This is a genomic window from Nocardiopsis endophytica (genome assembly GCF_027706725.1).
Classification (GTDB): Bacteria; Actinomycetota; Actinomycetes; order Streptosporangiales; family Streptosporangiaceae; genus Nocardiopsis_A; species Nocardiopsis_A endophytica.
Genome location: NZ_JAQFWQ010000138.1, coordinates 1 through 16,480 on the forward strand (window position 1 = coordinate 1; position 16,480 = coordinate 16,480).

Genomic DNA, 16,480 nt, shown 5'->3' on the forward strand with positions numbered 1-16,480 from the left:
ATTCCGGCGGATTTGACAGCACTCCTGTCGAGATCATCGCCAGGAAGGGGGCACGAGGGCGGCGGTCGCCACGAACGCGGAAGACCGCGCACCCTGCCCACCGCGCCGCCCACCTGGACCGCGAGGGGCCTGCCGGACGGCAGGCAGGGACCGGGAACCGCCCCGCTTGTGCCGTCGCTGCCAACGACACCGACCACGCACACGCGCCGCGGCCGACGGCGCTGCCGTACGATCCGCTGACCTGCTTCGTCGCCGCCCTTGCCACCTCACACCCCGGCGGGCCGCCGCCCGGCCGGGGCCCTGAAGTGGGGTACCTGCCCAGCCGCCCACCTACCCGGACCGCGAGCAACCGGACAGACGGCAGGCAGGGCCGGGGAACCACTGGCGTCCCGCCGTCGCCGCCCATCACGGTGACCATGCGCACGCCCGCCAGCCGACGGCGCTGCCGCACGACGCGCCGACCTCCATGGCCGGTGGCCTCGGCTCACATGCGGCGGGCCAGCAGGATGCTGATGTTGTCCCGGCCCGAGGCGTCCATGGCGGCGCGCCACAGGGCGTACACGGCGCCCTCGTCGTCGGCCGCCTCGGCGATGATGCGCTCCATGTCCTCCTGGGAGACCAGGTCGCTCAGGCCGTCGCTGCACATCAGCCAGGCGCTCGGGTCGGGCTCGGCGTCGCGGCCGACGTGGGGCACCATCGCCGTGCTGCCGCTCCCCCCCAGCGACTGGGTGATGAAGTTGGTCGTCACCGGCTTGCCGTCCTCCGACGGCGGCAGCGGCGGGGAGTCGTCCTGGGACAGCTGGCGCAGCCGGTTGCCCTCCAGGCGGTAGGTGCGCGAGTCGCCGACGTTGAACCAGAAGTTGCCGTCGGCGTTGACCAGCATCCCCGCCACCGTGGTCCCCATGCCGGAGAACTCGGCGTGCTGGGTGGCGTGGTCCTTGATCTCCTCGTCGATGTTCTTCAGCAGCATCGCCACGTCGTCCGGGCCGGTCATCCGGGGGCTCATCTCCGCCATCCGGTGCACCGCGTGCTCGGAGGCGATCTCCCCGGCCGCATGCCCTCCCAGGCCGTCGGCGACCGCCAGCAGCACCGGCTCGGTCAGCGACACCACGCAGCGCACGGGAACGGTCATGTTCGCACTGGCGACGGTGAGGGCACCCATGACGACGGCGTCTTCGTTCGCCGGCCGGACAGCGCCCCGGTGCGTCAGGGCAGTGACCGTGACTTCCCCACCAGCGACACCCATGCGCCCTACCTCCCGTTCACAACGGCAGCGACTGCCGTACGCGTCTGCGCGGCGCCCCGCCGGACGGAGGCCGGGGCGCGTTGATCTTGTAACCGTATCGGGGGACCATTGTCCGTGGCCAAAGTCCGCGTCCATCATGGCGGAAATCGCCCGGCGCCGCAGTCCCGGGACGAGTCGTACGCCCGGGGCGCAGGCCCCCGCTTCCGGTCGCCCCCGGATCAGCCGCGCGCGGCGGGCGAAGGCGCCCCGTTCCGGACGGCCGCCCGCACGCACGCGCGGGCCCGCTCCTCGGGCCCGGCGGCCGGATCCGCCCCGGCCGTCCCCACCCGGATGCCGCGGCCGCGCAGCGACGCCCCCAGCGACCGCGCCCACCCGGCCGGGTCCGCCGCCCATGCGGCGCCCACCAGCACCACCGACGCCCCCGGGAGCATGAAGTCCCGCGCCGCCCGCACCAGCCACGCCACCGACTCGCGATGCGTGTCCGGCCCCTGCGGGACGGCCGGCACCAGCAGGTCGAGCGCGCCGAACTCCAGTGCGGCGTGCGCCACGGCGGCGCGGCAGGAGGCCTCGCCGTCCATCGGGCAGTGCAGCGCGAGCGTCAATGCGCCCAGCGCCGCCGCCCCCTGCGCCGCGCACTCCACCGCGCTGAACGGGCGCGGCCGCGGCACCGTGTCCGTCGGCCGCACCGCCGGGAGCGGTCCGGCGACCGCCCCGGGCCGTCCCGCGTCGCCCGCGACCGCGACCGCCGCCCCCTCCTTGGCCAGCGCCGCCGCCACCGCGGCCAGCACGCCCCCTGCCGCGCCCCCCGCGTCGCCGAAGTCACCGACGACCAGAGCGCGCCGCCCGGCCAGCCTTCCCGCCCCCCGGTAGTCCGGTAGCGGATCCGCTAACCCCATGCCCCTGCCCTCCGTCCTGCCGGGGCTCCGTCGCCGCCACCCTGCCCGAGTCACCCCCGCGCAAACGCGCGCCGCGGACCGCGGACCTGCCCGCGGGCGCGTTCTCGCACGCAGTGGGCGCGTTGTCGGCCGTCGAACCCCTCTGGCACAATGGGGTCCGCTGGGTGTCTAAGACGCAGACACACCTCCTCTGAAGCGCTCCCTCCCGGGGACCACTCCCGGTGCCGAGGCGGGCGCTGTACGTGTTTCCTCAGAAACCCCGAGGTGTGATTCCGTGCGTCCTCCCTTCCCTCTTCTCTCCTTCCGACACCCGCCGCTTCCCCGTCGTCCCCAGGCCCGCCGCCGCGCCCCCGCGCGTGCCCGGGCCCCCTTCCGTCGCGCGCTCCGCCCCCCGCTCGCGGAGCACGCCGTCCCGACCCCACCGCATCGAGGAGCACTCCGTGAAGATCGCCCTGATCGCCGAGCACACCGCCCCCCTCGCAGCGCACAGGGGCGAGCCGACCTGCGGTGACAGCGTCCACGTCGCCTCGCTCTCCCGCCACCTGGCCAAACTCGGCCACCGGGTGACCGTCTACGCCCGCAAGAGCACCTCCGACCCGGTCGGCCGCTCCCGGATGGGGCGCGGCGTGCACGCCGAGATCCTCGCCGCCGGGCCCGACCGCCCCCTGGGCGAGCACGAGGAGGCCGACCACACCGGCGCCTTCGCCACCGCGCTGACCGGCGCGCTCAAGGACGACGCCCCCGACGTGGTCCACGCGCTCGGCTGGACAAGCGGCCTGGCCGCGCTGTCCGCCGTGCACGGCGCCGGGGGTCTGGGCGAGGTCCCGGTGGTGCAGACGTTCCATTCCCTCAATGCCACCGAGCAGCGCGCGGGCCTGCCCGAGCGCCCCGAGCGGGTGCGCCTGGAGGCCGCCATCGCCGGGCGCGCCGACGCGGTCGCCGTCAGCTCCGCCGACCTGCGCTTCGAGCTGGCCCGAATGGGCCTGCCGCGGCACCGGGTGGCGGTGGTCCCCTTCGGCGTCGACACCGACCACTTCAGCGTCGAGGGCGGCGCGGCCACCGAGCCGTGGAGCCCCCGCCGCCAGGACCGCACCCGGGTGATCACCGTGTCCGGCCCGGCCTCGGGCGGACCGGAGCGGCTGATCGAGTCGATGGTGCGGCTGCCCGACGCCGAGCTGCTGGTGGTGGCCGCCGCGCCGCTGGAGGTCGCGCTGGACGAGGACGCCCGCCGCCTGGAGCTGCTCGCCAAGGAGGCCGGGGTGGACGACCGGGTGCACCTGATGGGCCCCGTGGAGCGCAAGGAGCTGCCCCGGCTGCTGCGCTCGGCCGACATCTTCGTCTCCGCCGACCGCTACGACCCCTACGGCGGGGCGGTGCTGGAGGCCATGGCCTGCGGGCTGCCGGTGGTCGCCCGCGCGGCCGGCGGCCCCACCGGCGCGGTGCTGGACCGCACCACCGGCCTGCTGCTGCGCTCGGCCCGCCCGGACACGCTGGCCCGCGCGGTGCGCGGGATGATGAACGAGGCCACCACCCGTTCGGCGCACGGCATCGCCGGTGCCGACCGGGCCCGCTCCCGCTTCACCTGGCAGCGGGTGGCCGCCGAGACCGAGCGGGTGTACCGCACCGCCCTGCCGGGCGGGGACGGCCTCCCGCTGGCCGTGGGCGATGATGCACACTAGTCCGGACGCGGCCCCGTGACCGGGCGCCTGCGCCTGCGCCGCCGCGTCCCCGAAGACCACGTTGCCGCCGACGCCCACGTTCCCGACGCGACCGGGAGGACCGCCCGGGGTGATGCCATGACGTCGCGCGCCGCGCCCCCGGGCAGCGGGGCCGCAGCCGTGGACGGCGCCGCGGTGGAGCACGCCGCGGTCTTCGCCGGGACCGACGCCGGGCTGTGCGGCCCGGTGGTCCCGCGCATCACCGCCGGGGCCGAGGGCGGGCGCCGGGTCACCGTCGCCGTCGGCGACCGGGTGCGGGCGGCGCTGCGCGCCCGCCTGCCCGGACACGTGCTGGCCCGGGTCGACTTCGCCGACCGCGCCGCGTACTACGACGCCCCGGGCCGGACGGTCGGGGCGCTGCACCGGCTGGCGGTGGAGGCCCGGGGCGCGGGGGCGCTGTTCGTCGGCGAGCCCGACCCGCCGCCCGTCGTGCACACGGGGCGGGGGCCGGACCGGGCGCACCTGGAGCGGGAGCAGTGGCGGCGCATGGAGGCCGCGCTGGATCAGGCTCTGGCCGGGGACCGGCTGACGGTGCTGTGCCTGCACGACACGTCGGCGCTGGACGCCGCCGCGCTGCGGGACGGGCGCGAGGCGCACCCGCTGCTGCTGGTGTGCGCGGGGATGCGCGCCAACCCGGCGTACCGGGCCCCGACAGGCGGGGACGGGGGCGGTACCGCCGCCCCGGGTCCGCCCGCCGAGCCCGTGCTGAGCCTGGACATCCGCCCGGACCTGCCGTCGGTGCGCGAGGAGGCGGCGGGCCTGGCCGAGGAGGCCGGTCTGCCGGCGGAGCGCCGGGCCGACCTGGTGGTGGCGGTCAACGAGCTGGCGGCGAACGTGCTGGAGCACGGGGCCGGCAAGGGGACGGTGTCCCTGTGGCGCGAGGGCGGCCGCCTCGTCTGCGAGGTGATGGACGGCTCGGCGGAGCTGGACGACCCGCTGGTGGGCTTCCGCCCGGCCGACGGCCTGGGGGGCCGGGGCTACGGCCTGTGGATCACCCGGCAGGTGTGCGACTTCCTGGAGGTCCTCCCGGGCCCGGACGGCACCCGCATGCGGGCCCACTTCCGGATTTAGAGGCGGGAGGGTTTCCGGAGCCCTCGCCGGTGAGTAGGCGCCGACGGCGGCTCAGCAGGTACCCCGCTCCGGGCCCGGCCGGGGAACCACCCCGCCCACCCCGTCGCCGGCCGCCTGCCGCTCAGCCGGGACCCGTAGGCGGGCCACCGGCTCCGTCGCCGCGCTCCAGCAGGCGCAGGAGGTTGGCGTTGCGCTCGGCGATGAGCAGCCTCATGTACTCCTCCAGCACCAGCGCATCGGCCAAGCGCCCCAAGGGGCCCAGGGGCGACCGGAAGTCCACCTGGTCGGTCATCAGGCACGAGCGGTCCTCCAGCCGATGGAAGACGTGCTCATGACGCAGGCGGGCGAAAGGGCCGCGCACCTGCTCGTCGACGAAGGAGTGCGGGGCGTCCATGCGCGTGATGCAGGCGCTCAGCCGCCACGGCATTCCGAAGTGGCGGGCCTGGAAGGTCACGGTGTCGCCTTGGGCGAGCAGCCCGCGGGCACTGGTGTGCACCACGCGCTCGCGGTGGCGCCGCATGGTGAGCGGGTGCAGGTGGGGATCCGCACAGGCCCGGAAGACCCGGTCGGCGGGCACGGGAAGCACGGTGGTCAGCTCGATGCGGGGCACACGCGCATCCTAGTGACCGGGCGGGCACATCTCGGGGCCGCCTCGTTCCGTCCCCCGTTCCCGCCTGGAGGTTCAGGTCCCGGTTCCGGCGAGGACCGCCTCGCGGGCGTCCTCCGGGTCGTCCTCTATGGTGATGACCTGGTCGATCCCGGCGATCACGAACAGGCGGTGCACGGTGCGCTGGGGGGCGGCCACGGCGAGGCCGATGCCGCGGTCGCGCGCCTGGCGGTAGGACTGGACCAGCACGCCGATGCAGCGGGAGTCGCAGAAGCTCACCTTCGCGAAGTCGATGACGATCCCGCGCGGCGGCTCCTCGGCGGTCAGCAGGCCGTCGAGAACCTCCGCCAAGGCCGGCGAGGTGACGGCGTCCATGTCCCCCTCAGGGGCCACGACCACCGCGTCACCGTCCCTGCGGACCGGGATCTGAGACGGCACGCCCACACTCCTCGCTCGCGCCTGTCGTGGACTCCACCCGCTCCACACTAGCGCCCGCCCGGACGGCGAGACAGGCACGCCCGTCCACCGTCACCACACCGATACACCCCGTCGCACGGCGTTCCCCGCCGCGTCCGCCCGTGTCCACCGCCGCCCGCCGGCGCCCCCCGCTCACCTGGCACGGCCGGGCGCGCGTCCGGGCGCTTCGGCGTTCTCGGCGACCAGGCTCCGCGCCACGTCGGCGACCTTCATCCGGTTGCGCTGCGCCACCCGGCGCAGCTCCTCGAACGCCTCGGACGCGCCGCACCCGCGGGCGTGCATCAGGATGCCCTTCGCCTGGTCGATGACGGCGCGGGCGGACATCGCCCTGCGCATGTGCGCCGCCTCGCGCGCCGCGTCCACGTACCGCCCCGCGCTGTGCAGCGCCATCGCCGCGTGCTCGGCCAGCAGCGCCACCAGCGGCGCCACCGCCTCCACGTCGAAGGCGTCGCCGCGCCCGGAGTGCACCCCGAAGGTGACGACCTCCTCGTCGAACTGGCACGGGTAGGTGATCGAGGCGCGGTCCCCGCACTGCACCGCCGCGCTCAGGTAGTCCGGCCACCGGTCCTCGCGGAGCACGTCGCCCACGGTGACGGCGCGCATCTCGCGCACCGCCTCCACCGCGGGCCCCTGGTCGACGGTGTACTGCCGCTCCAGCGCCGTCGCCAGGTCCGAGTGGGAGGCGCCGTAGTCGACCACCACGTGGCTGCCGGCCGCGCAGCGGGCGCCCTCCTCGTCGCCGGGCCGCACCGCGCGCCAGATCACCACCAGGGCCGCCGAGCACCCGGGCACCCCCCGGGCGGCCGCGGCGCTCATCCGGTCCAGCGCCCGCTCGGGGCCGCTGCCCTCGGCCTGGCCGAGGGCGCCGATCTCGCGCGCGAGCCGCTCCACCCACACGGGCGATTCGCCCACGGTGCGCCCCCTTCCTGCCGTCCGCCCGACTCCACGGTAACCGCAGAACCCGGGGGCCCGCGCATGCGTTAGCGTCGGTAGGTGGCGCGCGGCACACACCCGCCGCCGACCGCACGATCATGCATTTCACAGGGGCTGGAGTCCGAAAGCGTGCCGGAGAACCTCGCCGATCTACAGCGTGAGATCGCGGAGCTGAACGAGCGGGCGGACGCCCTGCGCGCGACCCTGGGCATGGATCGGGACGACGCGGCCGGCACCGCCGAGGCCGCCCTGGCCGAGCTGGCCTACGCGGGCACCCTGCTGCGCGACTGCGGCGAGCGGCTCGCCGCGGACGCGGCCGCGGGCGGCGGCCCGCGCCGGGCGCCGTCCGGCGACGACGAGAAGGCGGTGCTGCGCGCCGTCTTCAACGAGCTGACCGTGCCGGTGCTGCTGCTCGACCACGAGGGCTACATCCGGCGCATCAACACCCTGGCCGCCGAGCGGCTGGGCAGCGCCCCCGGCTACCTCACCGGCAAGCCGTTCTCCAACTTCGTCGACCTCCGGCGGCGCGCCCCGATGCGGTCCTGGCTGGCGGCGGTGCTGCGCGGCGGGGAGACCGCGTCGTTCGGGTCCCGGCTGGCCCAGCGGGGCTGGGCCGAGGACGTGCACCTGACCCTCACCCGGCTGGACGTGCCCACCGAGGCCAACCCGCTGGTGCTGGTGGTCGTCTCCCCGGCGCCCGACGGCGGCGGCGACGAGGGCCCGGCGCCGCTGGAGCCCGAGGTGGAGGACCAGGTGGTGGTGCTGGCCGCGCGGCGCCTGGACGTGCTCACCCGGATGACGCGGCTGCTGCTCGCCTCGGCGGGCCCCGGCGGGGCCGGGCGGCCGCTGGCCCTGGACGAGGCGGCGGAGCTGCTCGCCGACTCCTACGCCGACTGGGTGCTCGTGGACGTGTGCGACCTGCCGGGCGACCCCGCCCGGGCCCGCCGCGCCGTGGTGGCCGCGCCGGAGGCCGACGGCCACCGGGAGCTCCTGGAGGGCCGCGACCCCGGCGCGGCCGAGGTGCCGGGGCAGGTGCTGGCGACCGGCACGTCGGTGCTGGACCAGCAGATCGAGGACGAGACCGCGCTGGGGTCGGCCGACGACGGCGCACCGCTGCTGAGCCTGCTCGGGGCGGGGTCGCTGCTGAGCGTCCCGCTGGTGGGCAGCCGGGGCGTGCGCGGCGCCCTGACGCTGATCCGCCGCAGCAACCGGGGCGCGTTCCGCCTGGCCGACCTGGGCCTGATCGAAGAGATCGGCGAGCACATCGGCCTGGCCCTGCCCCCGCGCCCGCAGGCCTGACCCGGCGGCCCGGTCAGTCGTCGGCTCCCGGGCGCTTGCGGGCCAGGAACATGGCCGTGCCTCCCGCCCCCACGGACACCGCCCCCGCGCCCGCCAGGCCCAGGAGCGCCGGTCCGGTCACCGGCAGGTCGCCCAGGGGCGTCGACACCGCCCGGTTCCCCGGCACCGCGGACACGCCGCCGTCGACCATGGCGTCGTCCGGCTCCGCCTCCGCCTCGGCCTCGGCCACCCGGAGTTCCAGCAGCGGATCCGCCGCCTTCGCCGGGGAGCAGTCGGTGACGGCCTCGCCGCCTCCGCTCTCCACCGACAGCCGCACGTCGCCGGGCGTGAGCACCAGGCGTCCGCTCCGCTCCGGGGTCGTCTCCACCGTCGTCCCGTCGAAGTCCCAGTCCAGGCCGAAGGCCCCGTCGCCGGGTTCGGCCCGCACCGTGACGTCCACCTCGTCCTCGGCGGCGGCCTTCCCCCCGAGCCGCACCGTCCCCGTCTCGGTGACGGCGTCGGCCTCCATCGGCTTCCCGCTCTCGTCCAGGAGCCAGAAGTAGTCCCCGGCGAACACCGCCCCGATCTGGACCCCCTCCCCCGCGGAGGGGGCCTCGGGCACGGCCCACGCGCTCCACAGGAACGTCTCCTCGGTCGTGCCGCCGTCGGGAAGCGTGCACACGTAGCCGACCTCGGCCACATGGTCCCCGAGGTCGTCCGGTGTCAGGTCGTCGAGCTGGAGGGGGTCGATGCCGGTCCCGTCGGAGTCGCCCGTGTCGTCCCGCCCGTCGTCCCCTTCGTCCTTCTGGGGCTGGGCCCCGTCCGGCCCGGGCGAGGGATCGGGGCTCCTCCCGCCGGGTGTCGGGTCGGGGGCGTCGGTCGCGGAGGGGTCGGGCGACGGGTCCGCCGTGGGCGACGGCGAAGGGGACACGGACGGGCCGTGGCCGGGCGACCGTTCGGCCGTGGGCGCGGCGGACGGGGGCGCCGCCGCCGTTGCGGACGGCTCGGACCCCGGAGTCCCGGTGTCCGGAACATCGGCCCAGGCGGGGCCGGACCCGGCGGCGATGACGGCCGCGACCGCGGCGAGACCGGTTGCGATACGGGGGGACACGGACCCACGCTCCAGTCATGATGGGGGATGAGGGGGGTGCAGGTGCGGTAGAGAGGCGTGTTCCTTCGCTCCCTCACCGATCTTATGCCGCCTACGGGACAGGGGCGAGAGACCCGGAGGGCTCACGCCCCGGCAGGCCCCGTCCCGAGCAGCACGGAAGGGCGGCGGGGTTCGTCCCCGCCGCCCTTCTCGTCACTCAGCCGCCCTTCCGGGTTCAGGCCTCGGTGTCGGCCGCGGCGTTCCTCTTCTTGCGGGAGAAGTACATCGCCGCACCGCCGCCGCCGACCGCGGCCACCGCGGCGGCGATCATGCCGCCCAGCGCCGCGCCGGTCACCGGCAGGGAGCCGCCCTTGTCACCGTCGGCCGAGTCCTTGCCCGGCGCGGGCTTGTCCTCGCCCTTGCCGCCGTCGCCCTTGTCATCACCCTTGTCGCCGTCGTCACCGCCGGGGTTCTCGTCGCCCCCGCCGTCACCGTCGTCGCCACCGGGGTTCTGGTCGTCGCCGTCGTCACCGCCGGGGTCCTCGTCCCCGCCGCCGTCGCCGTCATCGCCACCGGGGTTCTCGTCGTCACCGTCATCGCCGCCGACCGGGTCGCCGGTGACGGTGATGGACGCCAGCTCGGGGCTGGAGGCGGGAGTGCAGGTGGTCGTCGTGGTCGCCCCGTTCACCTGCTCCACGGTGGTCGTGATGGTCCCCGCGGTGAAGACCAGGTCGCCGGGCTCGGTCAGGTCCAGCGTCCCGCCGAGGTTCTCGTAGTTCCAGTTGTCGGCCTCGTCGGGCCCGTAGGGGTCGGTGGACTCGCCCGCCCAGGACGCCGAGACCGTCACCGCGTCGGTCGGGGCGGCCGACCCGCTCACGCCGATGGTCCCCGAGTCCGTCACCGAGGTGTAGGCACCGCCCTCGGGGTCGTAGAACATACCGCCGCCGTCGTACCAGCCGCCGTAGGCGACGACGTCGCCGGTCCGCCCCTCCTCCTCGGGGAACACGCTGAAGTACCAGGTGCGCGTGTCCGACTCCTGGCCCCCGGCGCCGTCGGTGCAGGTGTAGTCGACCTCGACACCGACGGGCTCGTCCAGCGGCGCGTCCAGCGTCTGCGGGATCTCCTCCGGGATCTGCTGGGCGCCCGCGCCGGGGCCCTCCTGGAACTCCGGGGCGTCGTCCGCCAGGGCGGGGCCCGCGCCCAGGGCCGCGAAGGCGAAGACGGCGAATCCCGCGGTCATGCGGGTGGTCATGCGCGACACGTTGCGTTCGCTCCTCTTTGTCGGGGGATCATCCGCCGCCGCGGACCCCGGAAGCGCCTTCGGGAGGGCCGAAGGTCCGGGAGGTTCACGTCGGTGCGGGTGCGACGGCGTGTGGGCCGTCGGTCCGAGGCGCGTGAGCGGGCGCGCCACCGCGGAGGCGATGGGGACGGAGCGACTCTAGCAACGCGGGTGCATTTCGGAACGATCAGGGATGACCTGGGATGACAGCGTTCCCGGTGACGCTCCGCCGCCACCGGGGGCACCGCGTCCGGCGTTCTCGCAGGCCCCTCCGCGATTCCCACGCTCAGTGACGTGACCTGCAGTGATGATGTCCCGCTCGGAGCGTGCGGGTTTACACGAGGCCACCGGAAAGGCCATATCCGGCCACTCCGGGACAAGGCGTCCATGTGTCCGGAAATGCCCGAGGGCGGCGGGTGCCCCCGCCGCCCTCGGTTCCGGGGCCGTCAGGCCCCGTTCAGGCTCCGTCAGGCCTCGGTGTCGGCCGCGGCGCGCTTCTTCTTGCGGGCGAAGAACATCGCCGCACCGCCGCCGCCGACCGCGGCCACCGCGGCGGCCACCAGGCCGCCCAGCGCCGCGCCGGTCACCGGCAGGGAGCTGCCCTTGTCACCGTCGGCCGAGTCCTTGCCCGGCGCGGGCTTGTCCTCGCCCTTGTCGCCCTTGTCGTCGCCGCCGGGCTTCTGCTCGTCGCCCTTGTCCCCGTCGTCACCGCCGGGGTTCTGGTCATCGCCCTTGTCCCCGTCGTCACCGCCCGGGTCCTGGTCGCCGCCGCCGTCGCCGTCGTCACCGCCGGGGTCCTCGTCCCCGCCGCCGTCGCCGTCGTCACCGCCCGGGTCCTCGTCCCCGGGGTCCTCCGGGTCCTCGGGCTCCTCCGGGTCGGGCTTGCCGGAGACCGCCACGCTCATGATCTCGGCGTCGCCGGTGGGGCTGCAGGTGGTGACCCAGTGCTCGCCGTCCTCGAACAGGACGCTCGCGACGACGTCGCCGCCGCTGAACACCAGGCTGCTGCCGTCGCCGGCACGGGTGCCCGCCGGCTGCGACGGGTACTGCCAGTCGCCGCCCTCGGTGCCCTCGCTGAAGGCCTCCGGGGGCGCGCTGCCGTTCCACTTGCTCTGGAAGGTGAGCTTCTCGTCGGTGGCGGCGCCGCCGGACAGGTCGACCTCGTGGCGGACGATCACACGGGTGACGTTCCCGTGCTCGGTCTCCGGGTAGGCGTAGCGCCACTGCGAGTTGCCCAGGGCGGCGACCTGGTCACCGGGGTCGAAGGACGAGCCGTTGGTGACATTGAACTTCCACTCGATGTCGCCGCTCGTCTCCCAGCCCCCCTGCGAGGTGCAGTGGTAGGCGATGTCCTTGGTGATCGGCTCGGGCTCGGCCGAGGCGGGGGCGGCGGTGCCCAGGGCGCCCAGGGCGGCGAAGCCGAAGACGGCGAAGCCCGCGGCGGCGCGGGGTGCCGTGCGGGAAGGGGTCGTACGCGACACGTTCTTACTCCGAATCGGTCCGGGAGTCGGGGGAATGCCTCGCGCACCGGGGATGGAGGGTGGGGGCGGTGCACCGTTGGCCGTGCGGGCGCCGGCAGGGGCAGGATCGGGCCCGGATTTCCCAGGAGCGGCGGGGCGGCGGCCGTCCGCGGCCTCTGCGCCGCTCCCTGCGATGGCTGAACGCTAGCAACGCCGCACCTCCCGGGGACACCACCGGAACGTGAGGCCCCCGGCGCCTCCGGAGCGTCCCCCGGTGTCCCTCGTCACGGGAAATAACCGGCCGAAACAGGGAACCGAATCGGCCCGAAAGCCGCACCTGCGGCCCCGCGGACACCCGGACTCCCTGCTCGATCACGGTGCGTAAGTCAAAACCGAAATGATCTCGCCCCGAAAATGCGAATGACCTGCGTGGCCGGATCCGGCCACGCAGGTCATTCGCACGGAGGGTGATCGGACGGCGCCTTCCCGGCGCCGCGCCCGCGGGGTCCCTATTCCGCCCCGTGCAGCGACTCCACCATCGTCGACAGGCGCCCCATCGACCGGTCCAGCGCCCGCACCGCCTCCACCGTGCGCGGGTCCGGGTCCCGGTCGGCGGTGACGATCAGCTCCCGCAGCTGCTCCAGGTTGGTGCTGACCTCCGCCATGCGGTGCGACAGCCGCCCGGTCAGCGACTCGGTCTCGGCCCCGGTCTCCTCGCCGAGCTGGCGCCGCAGCAGCCGGGCCTGGTCCCGCAGCCGCCGCTTGGCCTGGAACAGCTCCACGAAGACCTCCACCTTCGACCGCAGCACCCACGGGTCGAACGGCTTGGTCAGGTAGTCGATGGAGCGCGCGGCGTACCCCCGGAAGACCTGGTGCCGGTCGATGCCCGCGCCGGTCAGGAAGATGATCGGCACGTCACGGGTCTTCTCCCGCTGCTTGATGTGGGTGGCGGTCTCGAACCCGTCCATCCCCGGCATCATCACGTCCAGCAGGATGACCGCGAAGTCGTCCTCCAGCAGCGCCTTGAGCGCGCCCTCGCCGGAGCTGGCGCGCACCAGGTTCTGGTCCAGGGAGGCCAGGATCGCCTCCAGGGCCGTGAGGTTCTCGTCGCGGTCGTCCACGAGGAGGATGTTGGCCTTCTGCGCCACGTCCACTACTCCTGCTCTTCGGGGCCGTCCTCGCCGGAGCCGGGCTCCAGCCACTTCTGAATCACGTCGAGCAGGTGGTCCAGGTCCACCGGCTTGGTGACGTAGTCCGACGCGCCCGCCTCCAGGCTGCGGTCCCGGTCGCCCTGCATCGCCTTCGCGGTCAGCGAGATGATCGGCAGGTCGGCGAACTGGGGCATCTCCCGGATGGCGCGCGTGGTCGCGTTGCCGTCCAGCTCGGGCATCATGATGTCCATCAGGACGACCTCGACGTCCTCGTTGGCCTCCAGCTTCTCGATGCCGGTGCGGCCGTTGTCGGCGAAGAGCACTCTGAGCCCCTGCGCCTCCAGCGCGCTCGCCAGGGCGAACACGTTGCGGATGTCGTCGTCGACGATGAGCACGGTGCGCCCCTCCAGCGCCTCGCGCTGCTCGGCGGCCGGGGCCGCCTCGCCCTCGTCCGAAGGCTCGGGCTCCGGCTCGCGCAGCACCGGCACCGGCTCGGCCGCCGGCTCGGGCTCGTCCTCCAGGGCCGGCAGCACCGCCAGGTCGGCCGGGGAGTCGGGCACCTCGGGCATGGCCGCGTCGGTGAGCGGCTCGATGTCGGAGGAGTCGGAGGGCTCCAGCGGCTGCACCGTGTCCAGCCCCTCGGCCATCCGCTCCTCGGCGCCCTCGGGCAGCCGCACCGGCAGCAGCAGGGTGAACGTGCTGCCCTGGCCGACGGTGGACTCCACGCGGATCTCCCCGCCCAGCAGCCGGGCGAAGTTGCGGCTGATGGACAGCCCCAGGCCGGTGCCGCCGAAGCGGCGCGAGGTGCCGCCGTCGCCCTGGTGGAACGCCTCGAAGATGACCTGCAGCTTGTCCTCGGGGATGCCGATCCCGGTGTCGGCCACCGAGAACGCGATGACCTCCTCGTTCTCCCCGAACAGGTCGAGGTCGGCGTCGTCCAGCGCCCAGGCGGGGCGGATGAGCAGCCGCACCTCGCCCGAGGAGGTGAACTTGACGGCGTTGGACAGCAGGTTGCGCAGGATCTGCTGGAGCCGCTGCTCGTCGGTCCACAGGTAGTTGGGGATGTCCGGGGACACCTCCACCCCGAAGGCCAGGCCCCGGTCGCTGGTCAGCGGCCGGAAGGTGGCCTCGACGTAGTCCACGAGCTGGCCGATGGCCACGTCGGCCGGCTGCACCTCCACCCGGCCCGACTCCACCTTGGCCAGGTCCAGGATCTCGTCGATCAGCTCCAGCAGGTCGCTCCCGGCCTTGTGGATGGTCTGGGCGAACTCCACCTGCTTGGAGGTCAGGTTCTGCTCGGTGTTGTCGGCCAGCAGCCGGGCCAGGATCAGCAGGCTGTTGAGCGGCGTGCGCAGCTCGTGCGACATGTTCGCCAGGAACTCGGACTTGTACTTGGAGGAGACCTGCAGCTGGTGCGCCCGGTCCTCCAGGGAGCGCCGCGCCCGCTCGATCTGCCGGTTCTGCAGCTCGATGGCGCGGTTCTGGCTGGCCAGCTGCCCCGCCTTGCTGTGCAGCTCGGCGTTCTTGCGCCGCAGCTCCTCCTGCTGGCGCTGCAGCTCGTTGGAGCGCTCCTGCAGCGCGATGGTGAGCTGGCGGGACTGGGCCAGCAGGTACTCGGTCTTGGAGTTGGCCAGCACCGTGTTGATGGTGGTGCCCAGCAGGTTCACCAGCTCCCGCAGGAAGTTCAGGTGCACCTCGCGGAACTCGCCGAAGGAGCCGAACTCCACCACGCCCAGGACCCGGTCCTCCGAGACGATGGGCAGGATCGCCAGGCTCAGCGGCGGCGCCTCGCCCAGCCCCGACTCGACCCGCACGTAGTCCGGCGGCACGTTGATGACGATCTGCTCGCGCTTCTGCGCGACCGCCTCCCCGGCCAGGCCGACCCCGGTGCGCACCCGGCGGCGCCCCTCCTCGGGCTGGAACCCGAACCCGGCGTAGAGCCGGTACACGCCCTCGTCGTCCTCGTCCTCGGGCAGGTAGCAGGCGCCGTGCTGGGCGTCGACCAGCGGGGTCACCTCGGTCATGATGAGCCGCGCCAGCTCGTTGAGGTCGCGGTGGCCCTGGATCCGCGCCGAGACGCGGGCCAGGTTCGACTTGAGCCAGTCGTCGTCGCGCTGGGCGGCGGTGGTCTCGCGCAGGTTGGCGACCATCAGGTTGATGTTGTCGCGCAGCTCCAGCATCTCCCCGCGCACGTCCAGGTGGATGTTCTGGGTCAGGTCGCCCGCGGTGACCGCCGCGGCCACCTCGCCGATCGCCCGCACCTGCGTGGTCAGGTTGGAGGCCAGCTCGTTCACGCTGTCGGTGAGCTGCTTCCAGGTGCCCGAGACCCCGTCGACCTTGGCCTGGCCGCCCAGCTGGCCCTCCGAGCCCACCTCGTGCGCCACCCGCGTGACCTCGATGGCGAACGCCGACAGCTGGTCCACCATGGTGTTCACGGTGTCCTTGAGCTGCAGCATCTCGCCCTGGACGTCGACGGTGATCTTCTTGGTGAGGTCGCCGCGGGCCACCGCGGTGGTCACCTGGGAGATGTCGCGCACCTGGTTGGTCAGGCTCTGCGTCATGGAGTTGACGTTGTCGGTCAGGTCCTTCCAGATGCCCGAAACGCCGCGCACCTCGGCGCGGCCGCCCAGCGCACCCTCGGTCCCCACCTCGCGGGCCACCCGCGTCACCTCGGCGCCGAACGCCGAGAGCTGGTCGACCATGGTGTTGATGGTGCCCTTGAGCTCGAGCATCTCACCCTTGGCGTTGACCGTGACCTTCTTGGTCAGGTCGCCGCCGGCGACCGCGCGGGTCACCTCGGAGATGTTGCGCACCTGGTAGGTCAGCGAGTTCGCCATCGAGTTCACGTTGTCCGTGAGGTCCTTCCAGACCCCCGACACCCCGCGGACGTGCGCCTGGCCGCCCAGGGTCCCCTCGGTGCCGACCTCGCGCGCGACGCGGGTGACCTCGTCGGCGAAGGAGTCCAGCTGGTCCACCATCGTGTTGACGGTGTCCTTCAGCTCGAGCATCTCGCCCTGCGCGTCCACGGTGATCTTCTTGGACAGGTCGCCGCGCGCCACCGCCGTGGTGACCTGCGAGATGTTGCGGACCTGGTAGGTCAGCGAGTTCGCCATGGAGTTGACGTTGTCGGTCAGGTCCTTCCAGACCCCCGAGACGCCCTTGACGTTGGCGCGGCCGCCCAGCTTGCCCTCCGAGCCGACCTCGCGGGCGACCCGCGTCACCTCGTCGGCGAAGGAGTCCAGCTGGTCCACCATCGTGTTGACGGTGTCCTTCA

General features: G+C 74.1%; 13 protein-coding genes. 3 read left to right on the forward strand and 10 right to left on the reverse strand.

Going from position 1 to position 16,480, the window contains the following annotated elements; all coding sequences use genetic code 11:
• Window positions 1-484 precede the first annotated feature (484 nt).
• On the reverse strand, window positions 485-1,246 hold the full coding sequence (locus O4J56_RS28900) for a PP2C family protein-serine/threonine phosphatase (RefSeq protein WP_270690182.1): 762 nt from the start codon (window positions 1,244-1,246) through the stop codon (window positions 485-487).
• 218 nt (window positions 1,247-1,464) lie between these two features.
• Window positions 1,465-2,142: a Rossmann-fold NAD(P)-binding domain-containing protein gene (locus O4J56_RS28905; protein ID WP_270690183.1), complete on the reverse strand. Its 678-nt coding sequence runs from the start codon at window positions 2,140-2,142 to the stop codon at window positions 1,465-1,467.
• A 440-nt stretch (window positions 2,143-2,582) separates the two neighbouring features.
• On the opposite strand from O4J56_RS28905, the gene O4J56_RS28910 reads away from it, so the two are divergent.
• Both O4J56_RS28910 and O4J56_RS28915 read left to right on the forward strand, forming a co-directional pair.
• Window positions 2,583-3,821 (forward strand): glycosyltransferase, encoded by a 1,239-nt coding sequence (locus O4J56_RS28910; RefSeq protein WP_270690184.1) that lies wholly within the window; start codon window positions 2,583-2,585, stop codon window positions 3,819-3,821.
• Window positions 3,822-3,938: 117 nt separating this feature from the next.
• The gene (locus O4J56_RS28915; RefSeq protein ID WP_270690186.1) at window positions 3,939-4,931 is read left to right on the forward strand and encodes an anti-sigma factor RsbA family regulatory protein; all 993 of its coding nucleotides are present in this window, start codon (window positions 3,939-3,941) and stop codon (window positions 4,929-4,931) included.
• A gap of 121 nt (window positions 4,932-5,052) precedes the next feature.
• Here O4J56_RS28915 and O4J56_RS28920 read toward each other — a convergent pair whose 3' ends face one another.
• The 3 genes from O4J56_RS28920 to O4J56_RS28930 form a co-directional block, all read right to left on the reverse strand.
• The gene (locus tag O4J56_RS28920; protein WP_270690188.1) at window positions 5,053-5,541 is read right to left on the reverse strand and encodes an SRPBCC family protein; all 489 of its coding nucleotides are present in this window, start codon (window positions 5,539-5,541) and stop codon (window positions 5,053-5,055) included.
• A 72-nt stretch (window positions 5,542-5,613) separates the two neighbouring features.
• A complete protein-coding gene (locus O4J56_RS28925) occupies window positions 5,614-5,976 on the reverse strand; it encodes an STAS domain-containing protein (RefSeq protein ID WP_270680473.1) in 363 nt (120 codons plus the stop codon).
• Between the two features lie 171 nt (window positions 5,977-6,147).
• Window positions 6,148-6,912, reverse strand: coding sequence for a GAF and ANTAR domain-containing protein (locus O4J56_RS28930; protein ID WP_270690201.1), 765 nt, complete (start codon window positions 6,910-6,912; stop codon window positions 6,148-6,150).
• A 165-nt stretch (window positions 6,913-7,077) separates the two neighbouring features.
• Here O4J56_RS28930 and O4J56_RS28935 point away from each other — a divergent pair, with 165 nt between their 5' ends.
• On the forward strand, window positions 7,078-8,247 hold the full coding sequence (locus tag O4J56_RS28935; protein WP_270690190.1) for a PAS domain-containing protein: 1,170 nt from the start codon (window positions 7,078-7,080) through the stop codon (window positions 8,245-8,247).
• 13 nt (window positions 8,248-8,260) lie between these two features.
• Here O4J56_RS28935 and O4J56_RS28940 read toward each other — a convergent pair whose 3' ends face one another.
• From O4J56_RS28940 to O4J56_RS28960, 5 genes are all read right to left on the reverse strand, one after another.
• Window positions 8,261-9,337 carry a hypothetical protein gene (locus O4J56_RS28940; protein ID WP_270690192.1) on the reverse strand — a complete coding sequence of 359 codons (1,077 nt, stop codon included), beginning with the start codon at window positions 9,335-9,337 and terminating at the stop codon, window positions 8,261-8,263.
• A 214-nt stretch (window positions 9,338-9,551) separates the two neighbouring features.
• Complete coding sequence (locus O4J56_RS28945) at window positions 9,552-10,568, reverse strand: hypothetical protein (protein WP_270690194.1); 1,017 nt, start codon at window positions 10,566-10,568, stop codon at window positions 9,552-9,554.
• 494 nt (window positions 10,569-11,062) lie between these two features.
• Entirely contained in the window at window positions 11,063-12,076 is a 1,014-nt protein-coding gene (locus tag O4J56_RS28950) for a hypothetical protein (protein ID WP_270690195.1), read from the reverse strand.
• Window positions 12,077-12,564: 488 nt separating this feature from the next.
• On the reverse strand, window positions 12,565-13,203 hold the full coding sequence (locus tag O4J56_RS28955; RefSeq protein ID WP_270690197.1) for a response regulator: 639 nt from the start codon (window positions 13,201-13,203) through the stop codon (window positions 12,565-12,567).
• 5 nt (window positions 13,204-13,208) lie between these two features.
• A partial coding sequence (locus tag O4J56_RS28960; RefSeq protein WP_270690200.1) for a HAMP domain-containing protein occupies window positions 13,209-16,480 on the reverse strand: 3,272 nt, incomplete at its 5' end.